15 protein-coding genes are annotated in these 17,424 nt (G+C 67.9%); 6 read left to right on the top strand and 9 right to left on the bottom strand.

Features of this window, described 5'->3' with window-relative positions:
- The 3 genes from DYI42_RS20000 to DYI42_RS19990 all read left to right on the top strand — a co-directional run.
- Positions 1–993 (top strand): cobaltochelatase CobT-related protein (locus DYI42_RS20000; RefSeq protein ID WP_440870655.1); only part of this gene is annotated, 993 nt, incomplete at its 5' end.
- 265 nt (positions 994–1,258) lie between these two features.
- Complete coding sequence (locus tag DYI42_RS19995) at positions 1,259–3,055, top strand: aminopeptidase P family protein (RefSeq protein WP_213548377.1); 1,797 nt, start codon at positions 1,259–1,261, stop codon at positions 3,053–3,055.
- Positions 3,056–3,138: 83 nt separating this feature from the next.
- Positions 3,139–3,480 (top strand): DUF427 domain-containing protein, encoded by a 342-nt coding sequence (locus DYI42_RS19990; protein ID WP_213548376.1) that lies wholly within the window; start codon positions 3,139–3,141, stop codon positions 3,478–3,480.
- A gap of 162 nt (positions 3,481–3,642) precedes the next feature.
- Here the strand turns inward: DYI42_RS19990 and DYI42_RS19985 are convergent, their stop codons facing one another.
- Positions 3,643–5,355 carry a chloride channel protein gene (locus DYI42_RS19985; RefSeq protein WP_440870654.1) on the bottom strand — a complete coding sequence of 571 codons (1,713 nt, stop codon included), beginning with the start codon at positions 5,353–5,355 and terminating at the stop codon, positions 3,643–3,645.
- A gap of 101 nt (positions 5,356–5,456) precedes the next feature.
- Between DYI42_RS19985 and DYI42_RS19980 the strand changes: the two genes are divergently transcribed.
- The 3 genes from DYI42_RS19980 to DYI42_RS19970 all read left to right on the top strand — a co-directional run bounded on the left by DYI42_RS19980 (position 5,457) and on the right by DYI42_RS19970 (position 7,694).
- Positions 5,457–6,860, top strand: a complete 1,404-nt coding sequence (locus DYI42_RS19980; RefSeq protein ID WP_213548374.1) for an FAD-binding oxidoreductase — start codon at positions 5,457–5,459, stop codon at positions 6,858–6,860.
- A gap of 84 nt (positions 6,861–6,944) precedes the next feature.
- Positions 6,945–7,244: a hypothetical protein gene (locus DYI42_RS19975; RefSeq protein WP_213548372.1), complete on the top strand. Its 300-nt coding sequence runs from the start codon at positions 6,945–6,947 to the stop codon at positions 7,242–7,244.
- A gap of 159 nt (positions 7,245–7,403) precedes the next feature.
- Complete coding sequence (locus DYI42_RS19970; protein ID WP_213548371.1) at positions 7,404–7,694, top strand: hypothetical protein; 291 nt, start codon at positions 7,404–7,406, stop codon at positions 7,692–7,694.
- Positions 7,695–7,709: 15 nt separating this feature from the next.
- Here DYI42_RS19970 and recN read toward each other — a convergent pair whose 3' ends face one another.
- From recN to DYI42_RS19930, 8 genes are all read right to left on the bottom strand, one after another.
- Entirely contained in the window at positions 7,710–9,353 is a 1,644-nt protein-coding gene (gene recN, locus DYI42_RS19965) for a DNA repair protein RecN (RefSeq protein ID WP_213548370.1), read from the bottom strand.
- A 26-nt stretch (positions 9,354–9,379) separates the two neighbouring features.
- Complete coding sequence (locus DYI42_RS19960) at positions 9,380–10,222, bottom strand: outer membrane protein assembly factor BamD (protein ID WP_213548369.1); 843 nt, start codon at positions 10,220–10,222, stop codon at positions 9,380–9,382.
- A 160-nt stretch (positions 10,223–10,382) separates the two neighbouring features.
- The gene (lpxC, locus tag DYI42_RS19955) at positions 10,383–11,306 is read right to left on the bottom strand and encodes a UDP-3-O-acyl-N-acetylglucosamine deacetylase (protein ID WP_213548368.1); all 924 of its coding nucleotides are present in this window, start codon (positions 11,304–11,306) and stop codon (positions 10,383–10,385) included.
- A 242-nt stretch (positions 11,307–11,548) separates the two neighbouring features.
- A complete protein-coding gene (gene ftsZ / locus DYI42_RS19950) occupies positions 11,549–13,261 on the bottom strand; it encodes a cell division protein FtsZ (protein ID WP_213548367.1) in 1,713 nt (570 codons plus the stop codon).
- Positions 13,262–13,464: 203 nt separating this feature from the next.
- Positions 13,465–14,799, bottom strand: a complete 1,335-nt coding sequence (ftsA, locus tag DYI42_RS19945) for a cell division protein FtsA (RefSeq protein WP_213548366.1) — start codon at positions 14,797–14,799, stop codon at positions 13,465–13,467.
- The gene (locus DYI42_RS19940; protein ID WP_213548365.1) at positions 14,799–15,698 is read right to left on the bottom strand and encodes a cell division protein FtsQ/DivIB; all 900 of its coding nucleotides are present in this window, start codon (positions 15,696–15,698) and stop codon (positions 14,799–14,801) included. Before DYI42_RS19940 ends, ftsA begins: the two co-directional genes overlap by 1 nt.
- A complete protein-coding gene (locus tag DYI42_RS19935; RefSeq protein WP_213548363.1) occupies positions 15,686–16,600 on the bottom strand; it encodes a D-alanine--D-alanine ligase in 915 nt (304 codons plus the stop codon). Before DYI42_RS19935 ends, DYI42_RS19940 begins: the two co-directional genes overlap by 13 nt.
- Positions 16,601–16,705: 105 nt before the next feature.
- A partial coding sequence (locus DYI42_RS19930) for an FAD-binding protein (protein ID WP_213548361.1) occupies positions 16,706–17,424 on the bottom strand: 719 nt, incomplete at its 5' end.

The raw sequence follows: 17,424 nt of genomic DNA, 5'->3' as shown, positions 1-17,424 counted from the left end.
CCCCCCGCCCCCGCCTCCGAGGCCGACCCGAATTACACCGTCTATGACGGCACCTTCGACGAGGAGATCCCCGCCGAAGAGCTGGCCCAGCCCGCCGAGCTGGAGCGGCTGCGCGACTACCTCGACCAGCAGCTCGAACCGCTGAAGGGCGCGGTGTCGCGGCTTGCTAATAAGCTGCAACGCCGCCTTCAGGCCCAGCAGAACCGCAGTTGGGAGTTTGACCGCGAGGAAGGCATCCTCGACGCAGGCCGCCTCGCCCGCGTCGTCGCCAACCCGACGACTCCGCTCTCCTTCAAGGTTGAGAAGGACACCGAGTTTCGCGACACGGTGGTCACGCTGCTGCTCGACAACTCCGGCTCGATGCGCGGGCGGCCCATCTCCATCGCCGCGATCTGCGCCGATGTGCTGGCCCGCACGCTGGAGCGCTGCCAGGTGAAGGTCGAGATCCTCGGCTTCACCACCCGCGCCTGGAAGGGCGGGCAGGCCCGCGAGAAATGGCTCGCCGAGGGCCGCCCGCAAACGCCGGGCCGTCTGAACGACCTGCGCCACATCATCTACAAGAGCGCCGACGCGCCATGGCGCCGCGCCCGGGCCAACCTTGGCCTGATGATGAAAGAAGGCCTGCTGAAGGAAAACATCGACGGCGAGGCGCTCGAATGGGCGCACCGCCGCATGGTGAACCGCCGCGAGGTGAGGAAGATTCTCATGGTCATCTCCGATGGCGCCCCGGTGGACGATTCGACCCTGTCGGTGAACCCGGCCAACTACCTCGAAAAGCACCTGCGCGACGTGATCGCCATGATCGAGAAGCGCCGCGCGGTGGAGCTCCTGGCCATCGGCATCGGCCATGACGTGACCCGCTACTACGACCGGGCGGTGACGATCACGGACGTCGAACAACTGGCCGGCGCGATGACCGAGCAACTGGCCAGCCTCTTCGACTCCGATCCGCGCGCGAGGGCGCGTGTCATGGGAATGAAGAAGGCAAGCTGAGGCAACCACCCGCACGGAATCAAGGCGAAGCCGCCGTGCAGCGCCTGCCCGCCCCCTGGGCAGGCGCTTCGGGAACGTTCATCACGACCCCAGAGGGAAGATGACTACCGCACCATAAAGTGCCCCGAACTGCCGTTGCATGCGCCTCCCCGCGGGCAGGCGCTGCACGGTTTGCGTGCCCGACGCGGAGCCGGAACACGTCCCAACCTACCCCTCTGGCCATTCCCGCCGCCCCGAGGCACTCTCCGCGCCAAGGAGACCGCCCATGTTTCAAACCTTCGACGCCCCCACAAATCCCGCCGATGGCCCGCCCCGCCTGAAGGCTCTGCGCGACCGGCTGGAAACGCTTGGCCTCACCGGCCTGCTCGTGCCCCGCGCCGACCGGCACCAGGGCGAATACGTGGCGCCCTGCGACGAACGGCTCGCCTGGCTCACCGGCTTTACCGGCTCGGCAGGCTTTGCCGCCGTGCTCCCCGAGATCGCGGGTGTCTTCATCGACGGACGCTACCGGGTGCAGGTGAAGGCGCAGGTCGACACCGCCCATTTTACCCCCGTGCCCTGGCCCGAGACGAAGCTGGCCGACTGGCTCATCGACCACGCGCCCGAGGGGGCGAAGATCGGCTTCGATCCGTGGTTGCACTCGGTGAAGGAGGTGGCCGCGCTGGAAAAGGCGCTGGAGCCGGAGGGCCTTGCGCTGGTGCCGGTCGAGGACAACCCGGTAGATGCCATCTGGCAGGACCGCCCACCTGAACCCGCCAACCCGATCGTTTCCCATCCGCTGGAGTTCGCTGGCGAAGAGAGCGCCGACAAGCGCGGGCGGCTGGGGGCGGAACTGGCGGATGACAAGGTGGATGCCTGCGTGCTCACCCTGCCGGATTCCGTCTGCTGGCTCCTGAACATTCGCGGTTCCGACATTGCCCGCAACCCGATTGCCCGCGTGAACGCCGTTCTGGAAGCCTCTGGAAAGGTGCAGCTTTTCTGCGACCCCACCCAGGCCGAAGGGCTCGACCTTGGCCCGGATGTGGCGGTGCTGCCGCGCGCCGGCTTCATCGCCGCGCTGGCCGAGCTCGGGGGGCGCGTGCAGATCGACCCCGAAAGCGCGCCCGAGGCGGTGGCGGCCATCCTGCGCGGCAAGGCCGAGGTGGTAGAAGCCCCCGACCCCTGCCTGCTGCCAAAAGCAAAGAAGAACGGTGCCGAGCTGGAGGGCATGCGCGCCGCCCACCTGCGCGACGCGGTGGCCATGGTGAAGTTTCTGGCCTGGCTCGACGATGAGGCCCCGAATGGCGCCCTCACCGAGATCACCGTGGCAGAGAAGCTCGAAGGGTTCCGCCGCGAGGCCAACGAGCTGCGCGAGATCAGCTTCGACACCATCAGCGGCGCCGGGCCGAACGGGGCCATCGTGCATTATCGCGTCACCCATGAGACCAACCGCGCCGTGAAGCCCGGCGAACTGCTGCTGGTGGACAGCGGCGGGCAGTATCTCGACGGCACCACCGACATCACCCGCACCCTCACCGTCGGCCCGCCCCCCGAGGGCGCGGCGGAGGCCTTCACCCGGGTGCTGCAAGGCATGATCGCGATGAGCCGCATCCGCTGGCCCAAGGGCCGCGCGGGGCGCGATATCGAGGCCGTCGCCCGCTACCCGCTCTGGCTGGCCGGGCAGGACTATGACCATGGCACCGGCCACGGCGTGGGGGCCTATCTCTCCGTGCACGAAGGCCCGGCCCGCCTCTCCCGCGTCTCCGAGATCCCGCTTGAGCCGGGCATGATCCTCTCCAACGAACCGGGATACTACCGCGAGGGGGCCTTTGGCATCCGCATCGAGAACCTCGTGGTGGTGGAACCCGCACCCGCGCTTGAGGGCGCGGATGACCGCGAGATGCTGGCCTTCGAAACCCTCACCTGGGTGCCGATCGACCGCCACCTGATCGTGGTCGAGATGCTCTCGCCCGGCGAGCGGGACTGGCTCAACGGCTATCACGCCGAGGTCTGGGCACGGGTCAGCCCCCGGGTTCAGGGCGACGTGCGGGACTGGCTGCGACAGGCCTGCGCTGCGCTATAGCGGCGCGGGGACATCACGCGACATTTACCTGTCACGCCCCAAGGCTATATAAGCGCCTGAACAATCATAACGGGAGGCAAGGGATGGCCGATCATATCAAGATACGCGACGCTGAGGGAACCTGGGTTGTGCGGGCCGGTGGGGCCGTACTGGGCGAGAGCGCCGCGGCACTTGAGCTGACCGAGGGCGACATGCCTTTTGTCATCTACTTCCCGCGGGGCGACATCGCCATGGCCTTCCTCGACAAGTCCGAGACGGTCACCCACTGCCCGCACAAGGGCGACGCCCAGCATTACGACATCGAGATCAAGTCGGGCACCATCCGCGACGCGGCCTGGTCCTACGAAGAGCCGAAGGACGGCATGGAGCGGATCAAGGGCTACCTCGCCTTCTATGCCGAGAAGGTGACGGTGGAGCAGGTCTGAGCCGCGCCCGACGGTCCGGGCCAGGCGGCACCGTCAGCCCGGTGGGGGCGCTGCCCCCACACCCCCGGGATTTTCAATGAGCAATGAGGAGCAGGGCGCGCGCCAGCGACAATTTGAATCGAATTGTCCGGGATGCCCGCATGCCGCCTGCTGCGCGCGGGGTCAGCTGTGCTCTTCCGCCGCCGTTTCCGCCAGGGCGCGGTTGTAGGCCCTGAGCGCATCCAGGTGGAACAGCGCGCCCATGAGTTCTCCCTTCCCGCCATCGCCTGCCGAGGCGACCACCGGGATGAAGCTGTGGCCGCTGGTTTCGAACATCGGCAGGGCGGTGGCCAGCGTCGTATCGGGCGCCAGCGCGATGCCGGCGGCAATCATCTCGTCGCAGGTGTCGCGCGGGGCGGCCCGGGGGCTGTCGACCGCGCGCATCACCGCCGCTGCCGAGTGCACCGACAAGAGGTAATCCTGCGGCCCGGCGGCCATGCGGATGCCGCGCCGCTCAAGCTGGGTCAGGAAGAAGCTGCGATCCACCAGCCGGGATGAGATCGCGGTGGAAAGCGACACGGCAACCATCACCGCGAGGCCGGTCTGCCAGTCGCCCGTCAGTTCGAAGACGATGAGGGTGGTGGAGATCGGCGCGCCCAGTACCGCCGCCGCCAACGCGCCCATCCCCGCGAGCGCGTAAAGCGTGGGTGTGCCGGAGACCTCGGGGAAGATACCCGTCGCCACCACGCCGAAGGCCAGCCCGGTGAGCGCGCCCACCATCAGCGAAGGCGAGAACATGCCGCCGCCCATCCGGCCCGCCATGGTGATCGCCACCGCGGCGACCTTGATGACCACGAAGATCACCGCCTCGCGGAACACGAGCGCGCCGGTCAGCGCCGCGGAGGTGGTTTCATAGCCGACGCCGATGATATGCGGATAGCCGATGGCGATGGCGCCCAGCAGCGCGCCGGCGATGGCGGGGCGCAGGATGCGCGGCAGGCCCGTGGCCTGCATCACCCTGTTGCCCAGCCCATCGGCCCAGAACACGGCCCGCATCAGCACCACCGCCACCAACCCGCAGGTGATGCCGAGAAGCAGGAAGGCGGGCAGCTCGACATAGAAGCTGAGCACACCGTCTCCGCCGAGGGTGAACTCGGCAACATCGCCAAAGAAGCTGCGGCTCACCACAGTGCCCGCGACGCTGGCGATGACGATGGGGGCGAAGGCGTGGACGGCGAAATGGCGCAGCACCACCTCCAGCGCGAAAAGCGCGCCCGCGATGGGGGCGTTGAAGCTGGCGGAGACGGCGGCGGCGACGGCGCAGCCCATCAGGTCGCGCCCGGTGACGCCGTTTGCGTTGATCCGTTCGGACACCCAGGAGGAGATGACGGCGGCCAGGTGCACCACCGGCCCCTCCCGGCCCGTTGAGCCGCCGGAAGAAAGGGTGATGAGTGAAGCCAACGCAGAGGCGAGCCCGGCGCGCTGCTCCACCCGCCCCCGGTTCAGCGCCGCGCCATGGATCACATCCGCCACAGAGCGCGCGCGCGCGCCGGGCGCGAAGCGATCAAGGATGATCCCCACGGCCAGCCCGCCGAGGATCGGCAGCACCAGCACCCACCACCAAGGCAGCTCGGCGGCGAAAGAGTGGATCATCCGGGTGTCATCGGTGCCGTAGAGCAGGCCCTGCAACCAGTCGATCCCGAGGCGGAAGAGGATGGCGGCATAGCCGGCGGCCACGCCAAGGGCCAGCGCGATGAACCAGAACTGCACCTGGCTCGGGCCCCGCTGGCGGATCAGGCGAACAAGCGTATCGACCACCTCGCGCAGCTCGGACAGGCGCCTGCGCAGCGGGCCTTCCGCTGGCGCCTCCCTCCCCTGCCCTTCGGTCTCGCTCAAGGCTGCCCCTCAGACTCGCTGCCGCGGGACGGCGCCTGGCGCTCTTCCCCGGACGTCCCGCATCGCCTAGGGTGGCGTCCGGTGCAGCGCGAGGAGAAGAGATGCCTTTCCAGGAGGCGCAGACCGGCCTTCAGGCCGTTCTAGGCGATCGGCTCAGCCGGTCCAAGAGCGATCTGGCACAGCACGGGCGGAGCGAGACGCATTTTCCCCTGACCCCGCCCGAGGCGGTGGCCTATCCCGAAACGACGGCTGAGGTGGCGGGCATTGTGAAGGCCTGCGCCGAGGCCGCCTGCCCCGTGGTCGGCTGGGGCGCGGGCACCTCGCTGGAGGGCCACGGTCTGGCGGTGCAAGGCGGGCTGGTGGTAGATTTCAGCCGGATGGACAGGGTGCTGGAGGTGCGCGCCGAAGATATGGTCGCCGTGGTCCAGCCCGGCGTGACACGCGAGGCGCTGAACCATGAATTGCGGGCCACGGGCCTGTTTTTTCCGGTCGATCCGGGCGCCAATGCCACGCTGGGCGGCATGGCCAGCACACGGGCCAGCGGCACAACGGCGGTGCGCTACGGCACCATGGCCGAAAACGTGCTGGCCTTGGAGGTGGTTCTGGCCGACGGCTCGGTGATCCGCACCGGCTCGGGCGCGCGCAAGGCCTCCAACGGCTATGACCTGACCCGGCTGATGGTGGGCTCGGAGGGCACGCTGGGGCTGATCACCGAACTCACGCTCAAGCTCCAGGGCCAACCCGAGGCGGTGGCCGCCGCCACCTGCGCCTTCCCCCGGATGGGCGATGCGGTGGATTGCGTGATCGCAACCATCCAGGCCGGGCTGCCGATGGCGCGAATCGAGTTTGTCGACGGGGCGACCGTGGAGGCCGTGAACGCCTACTCAGGCGCGGAGTTTCCCCCCATGCCTCACCTTCTGGTGGAGTTTCACGGGTCCGAAAGCTCGGTGGCCGGTGATGCACGCTTTTTTGGCGAACTTGTGAACGACATGAACGGGCAAGACTTCAGCTGGGCCGAGCGGGCCGAAGACCGCACCGCGCTGTGGCAGATGCGGCACCACGCCTATTGGGCCATCCTCGCCAGCCGGAAGAGCGCCAAGGCCATCGTGACCGACATGTGCGTGCCGATCTCGCGGCTCGCCGAAGCGGTGGAACTGACGGCGCAGGACATCGCGGAAGCCGGCCTTGAGGGCCCGATCCTCGGCCATGTCGGCGACGGGAATTTTCACGCCATCCTGCTGATCGACAAGGACAATCCGGAGCACTGGCAGAAGGCCAAACGGATCGCCGACACCATGGCCGAGCGCGCGCTGGCCTTCGGCGGCACCATCACCGGCGAGCATGGAATCGGCATGGGCAAGCTGCACCTGATGGAGGCCGAGCACGGGTTGGCTTGGGGCGTGATGGAAGCGCTGAAAGCCGCGCTGGACCCGCAGGGCATCCTCAATCCGGGCAAGATGGTGCGGGCACGCCCGAACGGCGGAAACAGTCCGTTTCCACCGTGAGTTAACCATGCGGCATCTAACGCACTAGATTAAAATCACATTTTGGCTAAATTGTGGCTAGTTTTTAACTGGGATGGCTAACACATGACTTTCAAATCACTCACGACCGCTGCCGCCCTTGCGCTGAGCGCAATTTTCACCGCCCAGGCGGCGGATGCGCGGCTCGTCATTCACTGCAACCGCGGCCCGATTCCCTCGAACCCGATGATCAACGGCCACTACGAGACCTTCGTCGACAGCCTGATGGAAAACTTCGTGATGACCGAGCGCGAGGCCGAGCGCATCGCCCGCCAGGTCTGCGGCAACATGGGCGCCGTGGGCGATCTCGATTACCTGGTGGATCTCACCTACGAGGCCACCGCGGGCTACGAGCGCAAGCAGTAAGGCGCGCAGCCCCGACACGGGGGTGGCACCCGGGCCGCAGAAAGCGCCCCGGAATCGTCCTAATTTGGGCCGAATTTAATGACAAGTTTAATGGAGCGGGGCACGAAAAGCGCCTCGCTCCTTCTTCTTGTGACGTACAACAACCGCCCGGAGTCTGTCATGAAACGCCATACCCTTCCCCTCGCCGCGCTTGCGCTTGCGCTCTCTGCCGTGTCGGTCTCTGCCGCCGGAGTGCAAATCTCCTGTGCGCGTGGCCCGCTGCCCAAGGTGGCCCTGATCAACGGCCCGACGAAGGCCTTCATCAAGAGCATCGAAGCTAATTACGCAGTCTCGCCGCAAGAGGCCGAAGCCGCTGCCGATTACGTCTGCGCCGACATGGCCGCCGTCGGCAAGCCCGACCTGCTGCGCGCCCGCACCCGCACCGCACTGGCGAGCTACCGTCGCCGCTAAGCCAGGTCTGGTTTTTTAGCCTGCAAGAAGGGCCCGTGCCGCGGCGCGGGCCTCTTCCGTCACGGTTTCGCCTGCCAGCATCCGGGCCAGCTCATCGACGCGGCTTGGTGCATCGAGCGCGGTGACGGTCGAAAGGGTCTGACCCTTGGCCACCCGCTTTTCAACGCGCCAATGATGCGCGCCCATGGCCGCCACCTGCGGGCTGTGGGTGACGACAAGCACCTGCCCCGAAGCCGCAAGCCCCGCCAGCCTGCGACCGACCGCATCGGCGGTGGCCCCGCCCACGCCCCGGTCGATCTCGTCGAAGATCATCGTCAGCCCGGTGGTGTGCCGCGTCAGGCAGACCTTCAGCGCCAGCAGAAAGCGTGAAAGCTCGCCCCCGGAGGCGATCTTGTTCAGCGGGCCTGCCGGCGCGCCGGGGTTGGTGGCCACGGTGAAGGTCACGCCATCGGCGCCCTCGGGGCCAGGCTCAGCCTCCTCGATCACCGTGGAAAACACCGCGCGTTCCATCTTCAGCGGGGCCAGCTCCGCGCTCATCGCCTTGTCGAGCTTTGCCGCGGCCTTGCGGCGGGCCTCGGTGAGCCGTGTGGCGGCCTCCGTATAGGCGCGCTGCGCGGCGCGGGCCGCCTTCTCCAGTGTAGCAATCCCGCCTTCGCCCGCGTCCAGCGTCTCCAGCTTCTCCGTCAGCTCGGCGGTAAGCGCGGCCAGCTCATCCGGCGCGACGCCATGCTTGCGGGCGAGGCCCCGGATGGCGAAGAGCCGCTCTTCGGTGGCCTCCAGCTCGTGCGGATCATGGCTCAGCGCGTCCAGCGCCTCGCCCACCCCCTGCTCGGCCTCCCCCAGCGCATCTATCGCGCGGGAGAGCGCCTCAAGCGGTCCGTCGAGCTGCCCCTCGGCGGCCTCGGCGGCGCCATCGAGCCAGCGCGTGGCATCCGAGAGCATGCCCTCGGCCCCCTCCGGGCCAAGCGCCTGGTGGGCCTTCTGGATGTCGGCCCGAATCCGGCTGGCCGCCTGCATCAGGCGGCGGCGCGCGTCCAGCTCCGCCTCCTCGCCCGGCTGCGGATCGAGCGCCGAAAGCTCGCCCGCCGCATGGCGCAAAAACTCCTCTTCCGCCGCAAGGGCCGCCTGCGCGGCACGGGCCTTCTCCAGCGCCGCACCGGCCTCTCGTCGCGCGCGCCAGGCGGCGCGGGTGGGGGCAATGTCCAGGCCCGCGAACTCGTCAAGCAACGCCCGGTGGCCGCGCGGGTTGAGCAGGCCCCTGTCATCCTGCTGGCCGTGCAACTCCACCAACACATCCGACAGCCCGCGCAACACCTCGCCGGACACGCGCCTGTCATTCACCCAGGCGGTCTTGCGGCCATCGGCGGTGTTTACGCGGCGCAGGATCAGCTCATCCTCAACCGGAATGCCCGCCTCTTCCAGCACCCGGCGCGCAGGGTGGCCCTCGGACAGCTCGAACTCGGCCACCACCTCCCCCTGCGCCGCGCCCGCGCGCACCAGCTCTGCGCGCCCGCGCCAGCCCAGCACGAAGCCAAGCGCATCGAGGAGGATCGACTTTCCCGCCCCGGTCTCGCCGGTGAGCACGTTGAGCCCGGGCGCGAAGCTGAGTTCGAGCCGGTCGATGATGAGCAAATCGCGTATGTCGAGCCCGCGCAGCATGGGCTGATGTTACCCCCCGTGGCCTGTTACAGCCACTCGCCCTTCACCATCTGGCGATAGATCTGGCGCAGCCAGTTGTCGCCCTGTGCCTGGGCCTTGAGGTTGCGACGGGCCAGCAGGGTGTAGGTATCCTCATACCACTCCGACGAGCGGTAGTTGTAGGCCAGGATCGCCCCCGCCGTCTGCGCTTCGGCGTTGAGCCCGAGCGAAAGATAGGCCTCCACCAGCCGGTGCAGCGCCTCGGGCGTCTGGGTCGTGGTCTGGAACTCTTCCACCACCACGCGGAAGCGGTTGATGGCGGCCAGGTAGTGGCCCCGCTTCAGGTAGTAGCGGCCAATTTCCATTTCCTTCGCCGCGAGATGGTCGAAGGCAAGGTCGAACTTGAGGATCGCCGAGGAGGCATATTCGCTGTCCGGATACTTCTCGATCACCTCGCGCAGCGCCTGAAGCGCCTGGAAGGTCAGGCCCTGGTCACGGCCAACCTCGTCGATCTGGTCATAGTAGCTGAGCGCAAGGAGATACTGCGCATAGGCGGCATCTTCTTCGGCGGGGTAGAAATCGAGGTAGCGCTGCGCGCTGGCGCGGCTGTTCTCGTAATCGCGGTCGCGGTGATAGGCGAAGGCCTGCATGATCAGCGCGCGCCTCGCCCAGACCGAATAGGGATAGAGCCGCTCGACCTCGGCGAAGAGTTCGGCCGCATCATCGGCCTGGCCGCGTTCGAGCCTGGCTTCGCCGCGTTGGTAAATCTGTTCCGGGGTGAGGTCTTCGAGCGTCTGCTCGGGTTCCGACCGGAACACGCCACAGCCCGACAGCAGGAGCACAAGCGCCACCGTTCCTGCCAGCCCTGCTCGCCCTTTCTGCGCCGCCATTCTTGCCTAACCCCGTGACTTTATTGCCCGCATCGCCCACGGCCTGCGGTGATTACGAGGGGTGTAGCACAAGAAATTGCGGTGCAAAATGGCTTTGGCGCAGATCGCCTGTGCAAAAGCCACGTCGGGGCGGAGCTGCAACGGCTTCTGCCGCCCGTGTTCAGGCCACGAGCCGCAGATCGCGGCTCTTGAGACCGGTGCCGGGCAGGTTGCGCGCCATCTCGGCGTCGCAGGTCACAACCTCGTAGGCCGACGGGTCGGCAAAGAGGGCGTGAAGGAGCGCGTTGGTCAGCGCGTGACCGGCGCGGCGGCCGGTATAGCGGGCCAGCAACGGGTGACCGGCAAGCGCGAGGTCGCCCAGGGCATCGAGCATCTTGTGGCGCACCGGCTCGTCGTCGTGGCGCAATCCGCCGGGGGAGAGCACCTTGTCGCCCTCCACCACAACAGCATTCTCGTAGGTGCCGCCCAAGGCCTTGCCATCGGCCCGCATCGCCTCGACATCGGCGGCGCGGCAGAAGGTGCGGCTGTCGCAAAGCTCGCGGACGAAGGCGCCGTTGGCCATGTTCATCGAACGGGTCTGCGCACCGATCGCGGCATCTTCGAAGTCGATCCCGAAGTCGATGTGCAGGCTGTCGCCGGTCGGGTCGAGCCGGGCCACGGCATCGCCGCGGCGCACTTCCACGGGCTTCAGCACACGGATCGCGCGCACCGGCGCCTCCAGCTCTCTCAGGCCGGCCTTGAGGATGGCGCCGACGAAAGGCGCTGCGGAGCCATCGAGGATCGGCACTTCGGGGCCCGACACCTCGATCAGCGCGTTATGCACGCCGCAGCCGGCCAGGGCAGCCATGACATGCTCCACGGTCGACAGGCTCACGCCGTCTTCGTTTGTCAGAAGGGTGCAGAGCGGGCTTTCCACCACCGCGTCCCAGCGGGCCGGCAGAAAGGCGTTGCCAGACACCGAGTCGGTGCGGCGAAACCAGATCCCCTGGTCAGCCATCGCCGGCTTCAGCGTGATCCGCGCCGGGCGGCCTGAATGCAGGCCCACGCCCGAAAGCGTCACGTTCTTGTTCAGCGTCGTTTGCACCACATGCCTCTTCGAGACTGCCTCAGTTCCTGTCTCCGGGCGCGATCCGCCCGGTTGTCCTCCCAGATAGGCGGGCAGGCCGGGGGCCTCAACTCAATCTTTGCAACGGTCTGTAACATCCCGCGTCAACCGTGTGGCGAGACTGTGCCAAGCGCGTTAGGAGCACCCCGCAACCGCCTGCCCCACAACGAAAAAAGGGCCGGTCGCCCGGCCCTTTTTTGGTCTGAGTATCGTGACCCGGATCAGTTCGCCTGACGCCGCAGGAAGGCCGGAATCTCGATCCGTTCCTGCTCGGGGTCCACCTCTTCCTCGTGGTCAAGCTGCGGCTGGCGATAGGCCGGACGCTGCTGTTGCGCGGCGGCGGAGCTCATCGGCGGCTCGCGGTGCGCGGGCTGCTCTGAGGGGGCTTCGGCGCCGTGACCGGCCATCCGCGTGATCAGCGATCCGATGCCGAAGCGGGCCTTGTGATCGGCGGCTGCGGCGGGCTGCTGGGGCTGCGGCGCGGGGGCGGCGGCCGCCGGGCGCTGCGGTTGGGCCTCGGCCGGCTGACCGGCACCGGGAACCTTGCGCACCGCCTGGTGCAGCCGTGCGAGCGCCTCGGCCGAGGGAGTGCCGGGTGCGGTGCGGGCGGCGGGCTGCGGCTCATACTCGGCGGGGGCCTCAGAGGCCTCCAGCGGCTGGGCCTCAGCGGCGGGGCGATAGGCGGGCGGCGGGAGGTCGTCGCTGGCCGAGGTCTCGTCTTCGTCCTGCGCCGGGGCACGGAAGGCGGGGAAGAGCGAGGGCTCTTCCGCCTCGGCCTGCGGCGCGGGCGCGGCGGGCTGGGCCTCGGCAGGGCGTGCACCAGTGATCGACACCTGCGGCGCAGCGGGGGCCTCGGCCACCTCCTGCATCGGCGCCGGAGCGGGCGCAGCCTCGGCCTCGGCCTCGGCGGCATGGGGCAACGGCGCAGCCATGGAGCGGCGCGGCACCGGCATTTCGCGCTCTTCGTCCATCACGTCGATGCCGGTGGCAACCACGGAGACGCGCATGAAGCCTTCCAGCGAGGTGTCGAGCGTGGAGCCGACGATGATGTTGGCGTCGCTGTCCACCTTCTCGCGGATCTCGTTGGCGGCCTCGTCCAGCTCGAACAGGGTCAGGTCATGCCCACCGGTGATGTTGATGAGCACGCCCTTGGCGCCATTCAGGCTGATCTCGTCGAGCAGCGGGTTGGCGATGGCCTTCTGCGCGGCCTGCTTGGCGCGGTCCTCGCCCTCGGCCTCGCCGGTGCCCATCATCGCCTTGCCCATCTCGTCCATCACCGCACGCACGTCGGCGAAGTCGAGGTTGATGAGGCCGGGGCGCACCATCAGGTCGGTCACGCCCTTCACGCCCTGGTAGAGCACGTCGTCGGCCAGCGCGAAGGCCTCGGTGAAGGTGGTCTTCTCGTTCGCCAGCCGGAACAGGTTCTGGTTGGGGATGATGATCAGCGTGTCCACGACCTTCTGCAGGGCTTCCACGCCCTCCTCGGCCTGGCGCATCCGCTTGCCACCCTCGAACTGGAACGGCTTGGTCACCACGCCCACGGTCAGCACGCCCAGCTCACGCGCGGCCTGCGCGATGATCGGGGCGGCGCCGGTGCCGGTGCCGCCGCCCATGCCGGCGGTGATGAAGCACATATGAGCCCCGGCGAGGTGGTCGATGATCTCTTCGATGGTCTCTTCGGCCGCCGCCGCGCCCACGGTGGGCCGTGCGCCCGCGCCGAGGCCCTCGGTCACCTTCACGCCCATCTGGATGCGCGACTGCGCGGCAGACTGCTGAAGCGCCTGCGCGTCGGTGTTGGCCACAACGAACTCGACCCCGTCGAGCTCTTTTTCGATCATGTTGTTGACAGCGTTGCCCCCTGCCCCGCCAACACCGAACACGGTGATCCGCGGCTTGAGGTCCAGCTCTGTCGGCATGGTGAGGTTCAAGGTCATCTGATTTCCGCCTGTCTCTTTTTCGTTTCTATCCCCGGGACGAGCCACTGACGGCGCCCCACCGCCCAAAATGACTCGAAATTTAAGGCACTTTATCGCTTTGGCCGCGATACGTCACCCAAAAAACGCAAAAATGCCACAATTTGTAGTGGGGTATTTTTCCCATATTGGCGGGATCTTGCGTATACCACAGCATCTTGCGTTCACCAGTTGTCACGGAACCATTTCATCGCGCGCTTGAGCGAGCGCGCCGGGTAGGTATCGGCGGGGATGTCGAAGTCCCACCACTCGTCCTGCGGGTGCGCCGAGTAGAGGCAGAGCCCCACGGCGCTGGAGAAGGCCGGGCCGGTCGCGGCCTGCGGCAAGCCCTGCACCCGGAGCGGGCGGCCAAGGCGCACTTGCTGGCCAAGGATGCGGCTCGCCAGTTCGTCGAGGCCCAGAATCTGTGATCCGCCCCCGGTCAGCACGATCTTCTGGCTGGGCAGGTGCTCGAACCCGGCGGCATCGAGGCGCACGCGCACCTCTTCGAGGATTTCCTCCACCCGGGGCCGCATGATCCCGATCAGCTCGCTGCGCGACACCTGCCGCTGGTCATGCTCCCAATCGCCGGTATCGCCGCCCAGCGGGATCATCTCGCGGTCATCCATGCCGGTCGCCACCACGCCGCCATGGCGTGTCTTGATCCACTCGGCCTTCTGCGGGCTCACCTGGAGGCCCTGGCTGATATCGCGGGTGATGTGATCGCCCCCGAGGCGCACAGAATCGGCGTAGATCATGTGCTTCTTGATGAAGACCGAGAGCGTCGTCGCCCCGCCGCCGAGGTCGATACAGGCCGAGCCAAGTTCCTGCTCGTCTTCCACCAGCGCCGAAAGGCCGCTCACATAGGCCGAAGACGCGAGCCCGGCCAGCTCCAGATCACACCGTTTGATGCAATAAAGCAGATTCTGCACCACGCTGGTTTCAATCGTCAGCAGGTGCATGTCGGCGGCCAGCCGGTTGCCAATCTGGCCGCGCGGGTCGATCAGGCCGGAGCGATGGTCGATGGCAAAGTTCACCGGATGGGCATGCAGCGCCTGCCGCCCTGCCCCGAAATCCGGCACTACGCAGGAGGCCAGCACCCGTGCCACATCGGCCTCGCTCACCGTGCTGTCGGCCAGCTCGATCGCGCCGTCGAGCCCGTAGCTACGAGGCCGCGCGCCGGCGAAGGCGGCAATCACGTGATCGACGCGCACGCCCGCCATCTTCTGCGCCGCCTGCACGGCGGTGCGAATGGCGCGCTCGGTCTCCTGCATCGCGTCGATCTCGCCGAAGGACACACCGCGCGAGCGGGTGGTGGCCGCGCCGATCACCCGGAAGCTGGATTGCCCGGCCAGGCTGCCCACGCCGTCGGCCTCGCGAAAGCGCCCCGGCCCGTCGAAGCGCAGCACGAGGCAGGCGATCTTGCTGGTGCCCACGTCGAGAATGGCGATCACGCCACGGTCCATGGCCTGTTTGCGCATCCGCCGCATGGCGCGCTGGTTTTCATAGAGATCGGTCATCAGCCGTTCGAGCCTCCGATTTCGAGCGATTTGATCCGGCGGAACTCGTCCACCGCGCCGGGGGCCATCCGCAGCGTCGGACGGCCGGGAATTCGCATGTCGATCACAGCCAGGTCACGGCCCAGCATGTCTTCCGCCTCGTCGAGCGCGATGACCCGCTCCAGCGCGGCCACAGCCCCCTGCTCGGGCAGCTGGATCACCTGGTCGCGGTCCAGCACCACGTCCCAGCGCCGCTCGCCGCGACGGATCAGGCCGCGCATCCGGCCCGCCAGCGGCAAGGCGGCGGCATAGATGGCGCGCGCCTCGGCCACGGCGGCGGGCGCATCCGATCCACGGCCCACCACCAGCGGCAGGTCAGGGCGCAGCCCGCGCGACAGAAGCGGTGCCACCCGGTGGCCGCTCTCATCGAGCAACAGGAGCGAACCGTCACGCTTGCGCCAGACCAGCGCCGGAATGCGCTCCTCGATTTCCACCAGCAACACCCCGCCGGGGCGGATGCGCACATGGGCACGGGCCACGGCATCGAGCTCTTCGATGGCGGCGCGGGTGGCGTCGAGATCCATATCGAAGCTGGAGAGCGGGAACTCATAAGGAACCAGCGCGCGGATATCGCCCGAAAGCTCTTCCGAGGCGCCCTCCACGGCGAGCATCTTCACCATGAACTCGGGGCGCTCCTCCACCGAGCGACGGGCATCGCTGATGAGGTCTGTCACCTGCCCCCGGCGGCCCTCGTCGGAGAAATACCAGGTGACGGCCAGCGCCACGGCGGCCAGCGGCAGGCCCACGCGCAGCAGCCGGCGATAGAAGGGCGTCAGCCAGAGCCGCTCCAGCCGGTAGGCCACGCGGGAGGGCGCAGGGTCGCGGCGCGGGGCGTCGGCGGGGGCGCTCATCTTCCGCATGAGGCATCCTCCACGATCCAGCGGCAGAAGGCGCCAAAGGAGTAGCCCGCGTGCTCGGCGTGCTCGGGAGAAAGCGAGGTGGGCGTCATGCCGGGCTGGGTGTTGGTCTCCAGCAGCACGAGGCCCGCCGTGCCCTTGCTGTCATCCCAGCGAAAATCGGTGCGGCTGATGCCCCGGCACCCCAGCGCCTGATGCGCGCGCAGCGCATAGTCCTGGCAGGCCGCCGCAATCTCTGCCGGCACATCGGCGGGGCAGACGTGGCGCGAGCCGCCCGCGGCATATTTCGCCTCGTAGTCATACCAGCCGGCGGTGAAGATCTCGGTCACGCCCAGCGCACGATCGCCCATCACCGTGCAGGTCAGCTCCCGGCCCGGCGCGAAGGCTTCCACCATCAGCACCGCGGGGGCCTTCTCATCCAGCTTGGGCGGGGTATTGGCATCGGCATTGACGATGTAGATCCCCACCGAGGAGCCCTCGTTATAGGGCTTCACCACGTAGGGCGGGGCCATCACATGGGCGGCTTCCACCTCATCGCGCCCCGCCAGAACACTGTCGACCACCGGCAGCCCATGGGCGCGGTAAAGCGCCTTGGTCCGCTCCTTGTCGATCGCGGTGGAGGAGGCCAGCACGCCGGAATGGGTGTAGGGAATTCCGAGCCACTCCAGCAGCCCCTGAATGCAGCCATCCTCGCCCCAGCGCCCGTGCAGTGCATTGAACACCGCATCGGGGGCCAGCGCCTTCAGCCGCTCGGCCACGTCCTGCCCGGCGTCGATTTCGGTCACGTCAAAGCCTTCGGAGCGCAGCGCCGCCGCGCATTCACGCCCCGACGAGAGCGAAACCTCGCGCTCTGCCGAAGGGCCGCCCATCAGGACGGCAACGTTCTGGACTGTCCTGCTCGACATGTCCGCCTCTGCCAACGGACGATGGTTTTCGCGCGGGGATTTCGCGCGCCTCGCCCTTGTTTTCTTTGATGCTTGAGACGCCTCCCCTTTTCCGGGGTTGTGCGCTCAGCCGCCTGCTTCTTCAGGGGCCGGTTCACCGACCCTCATGATTTCCCACTCTAGCGTTACGCCACTGGTTTCGTAAACCTTTTTTCGAATCATCTCGCCCAGATTTTCGAGGTCGGCGGCGCTGGCGTTTTCGGCGTTGGTGAGGAAGTTCGAGTGCTTCTCGCTCATCACCGCCCCACCCTCGCGCGCGCCGCGCATCCCGGCGTCGTCGATCAGCTTCCAGGCCTTCATCTCATGGGTGTCATCGGCCTTGCCGGTGGAGCTGAAGCCTGCCGGATTGCGAAAGGTGGAGCCCGCCGTGCGGTCCTTCGTGGGCTGGGTCGCGTCGCGCTTGGCAAGCTGGTCGGCCATCCGCGCCTCCAGCGCCTCGGGCGCGCCCTCGGGGCCGGTGAAGGTGGCAGAGACAATGACGGCCCCGGGCGGCAGGGTGGAGCGCCGATAGGCCAGCTCCAGCGCGGCGGGCGAAAGCGTCACCAGCCGCCCGTCGCGCAGCACCACCTGCACGTCGCGCAGGTGATCGGCCACATAGGTGCCATAGCACCCCGCGTTCATCCTGACGGCCCCGCCGATGCTGCCCGGGATGGTGCGCAGAAAGGTCAGATCCACCCCGGCGGCGGCCGCCTTGCGCGCCACATGCGCATCCAGCGCGGCAGCGCCCGCCGTCACGGTGGTGCCGCTGGTCTCGATCCCGTTGAACCCCCGCCCCAGCCGGATGA

The sequence above is a fragment of the Vannielia litorea genome, assembly GCF_018424695.1.
Taxonomy (GTDB): Bacteria; Pseudomonadota; Alphaproteobacteria; order Rhodobacterales; family Rhodobacteraceae; genus Vannielia; species Vannielia litorea_A.
This window is presented reverse-complemented; position numbering and strand designations above follow the sequence as displayed.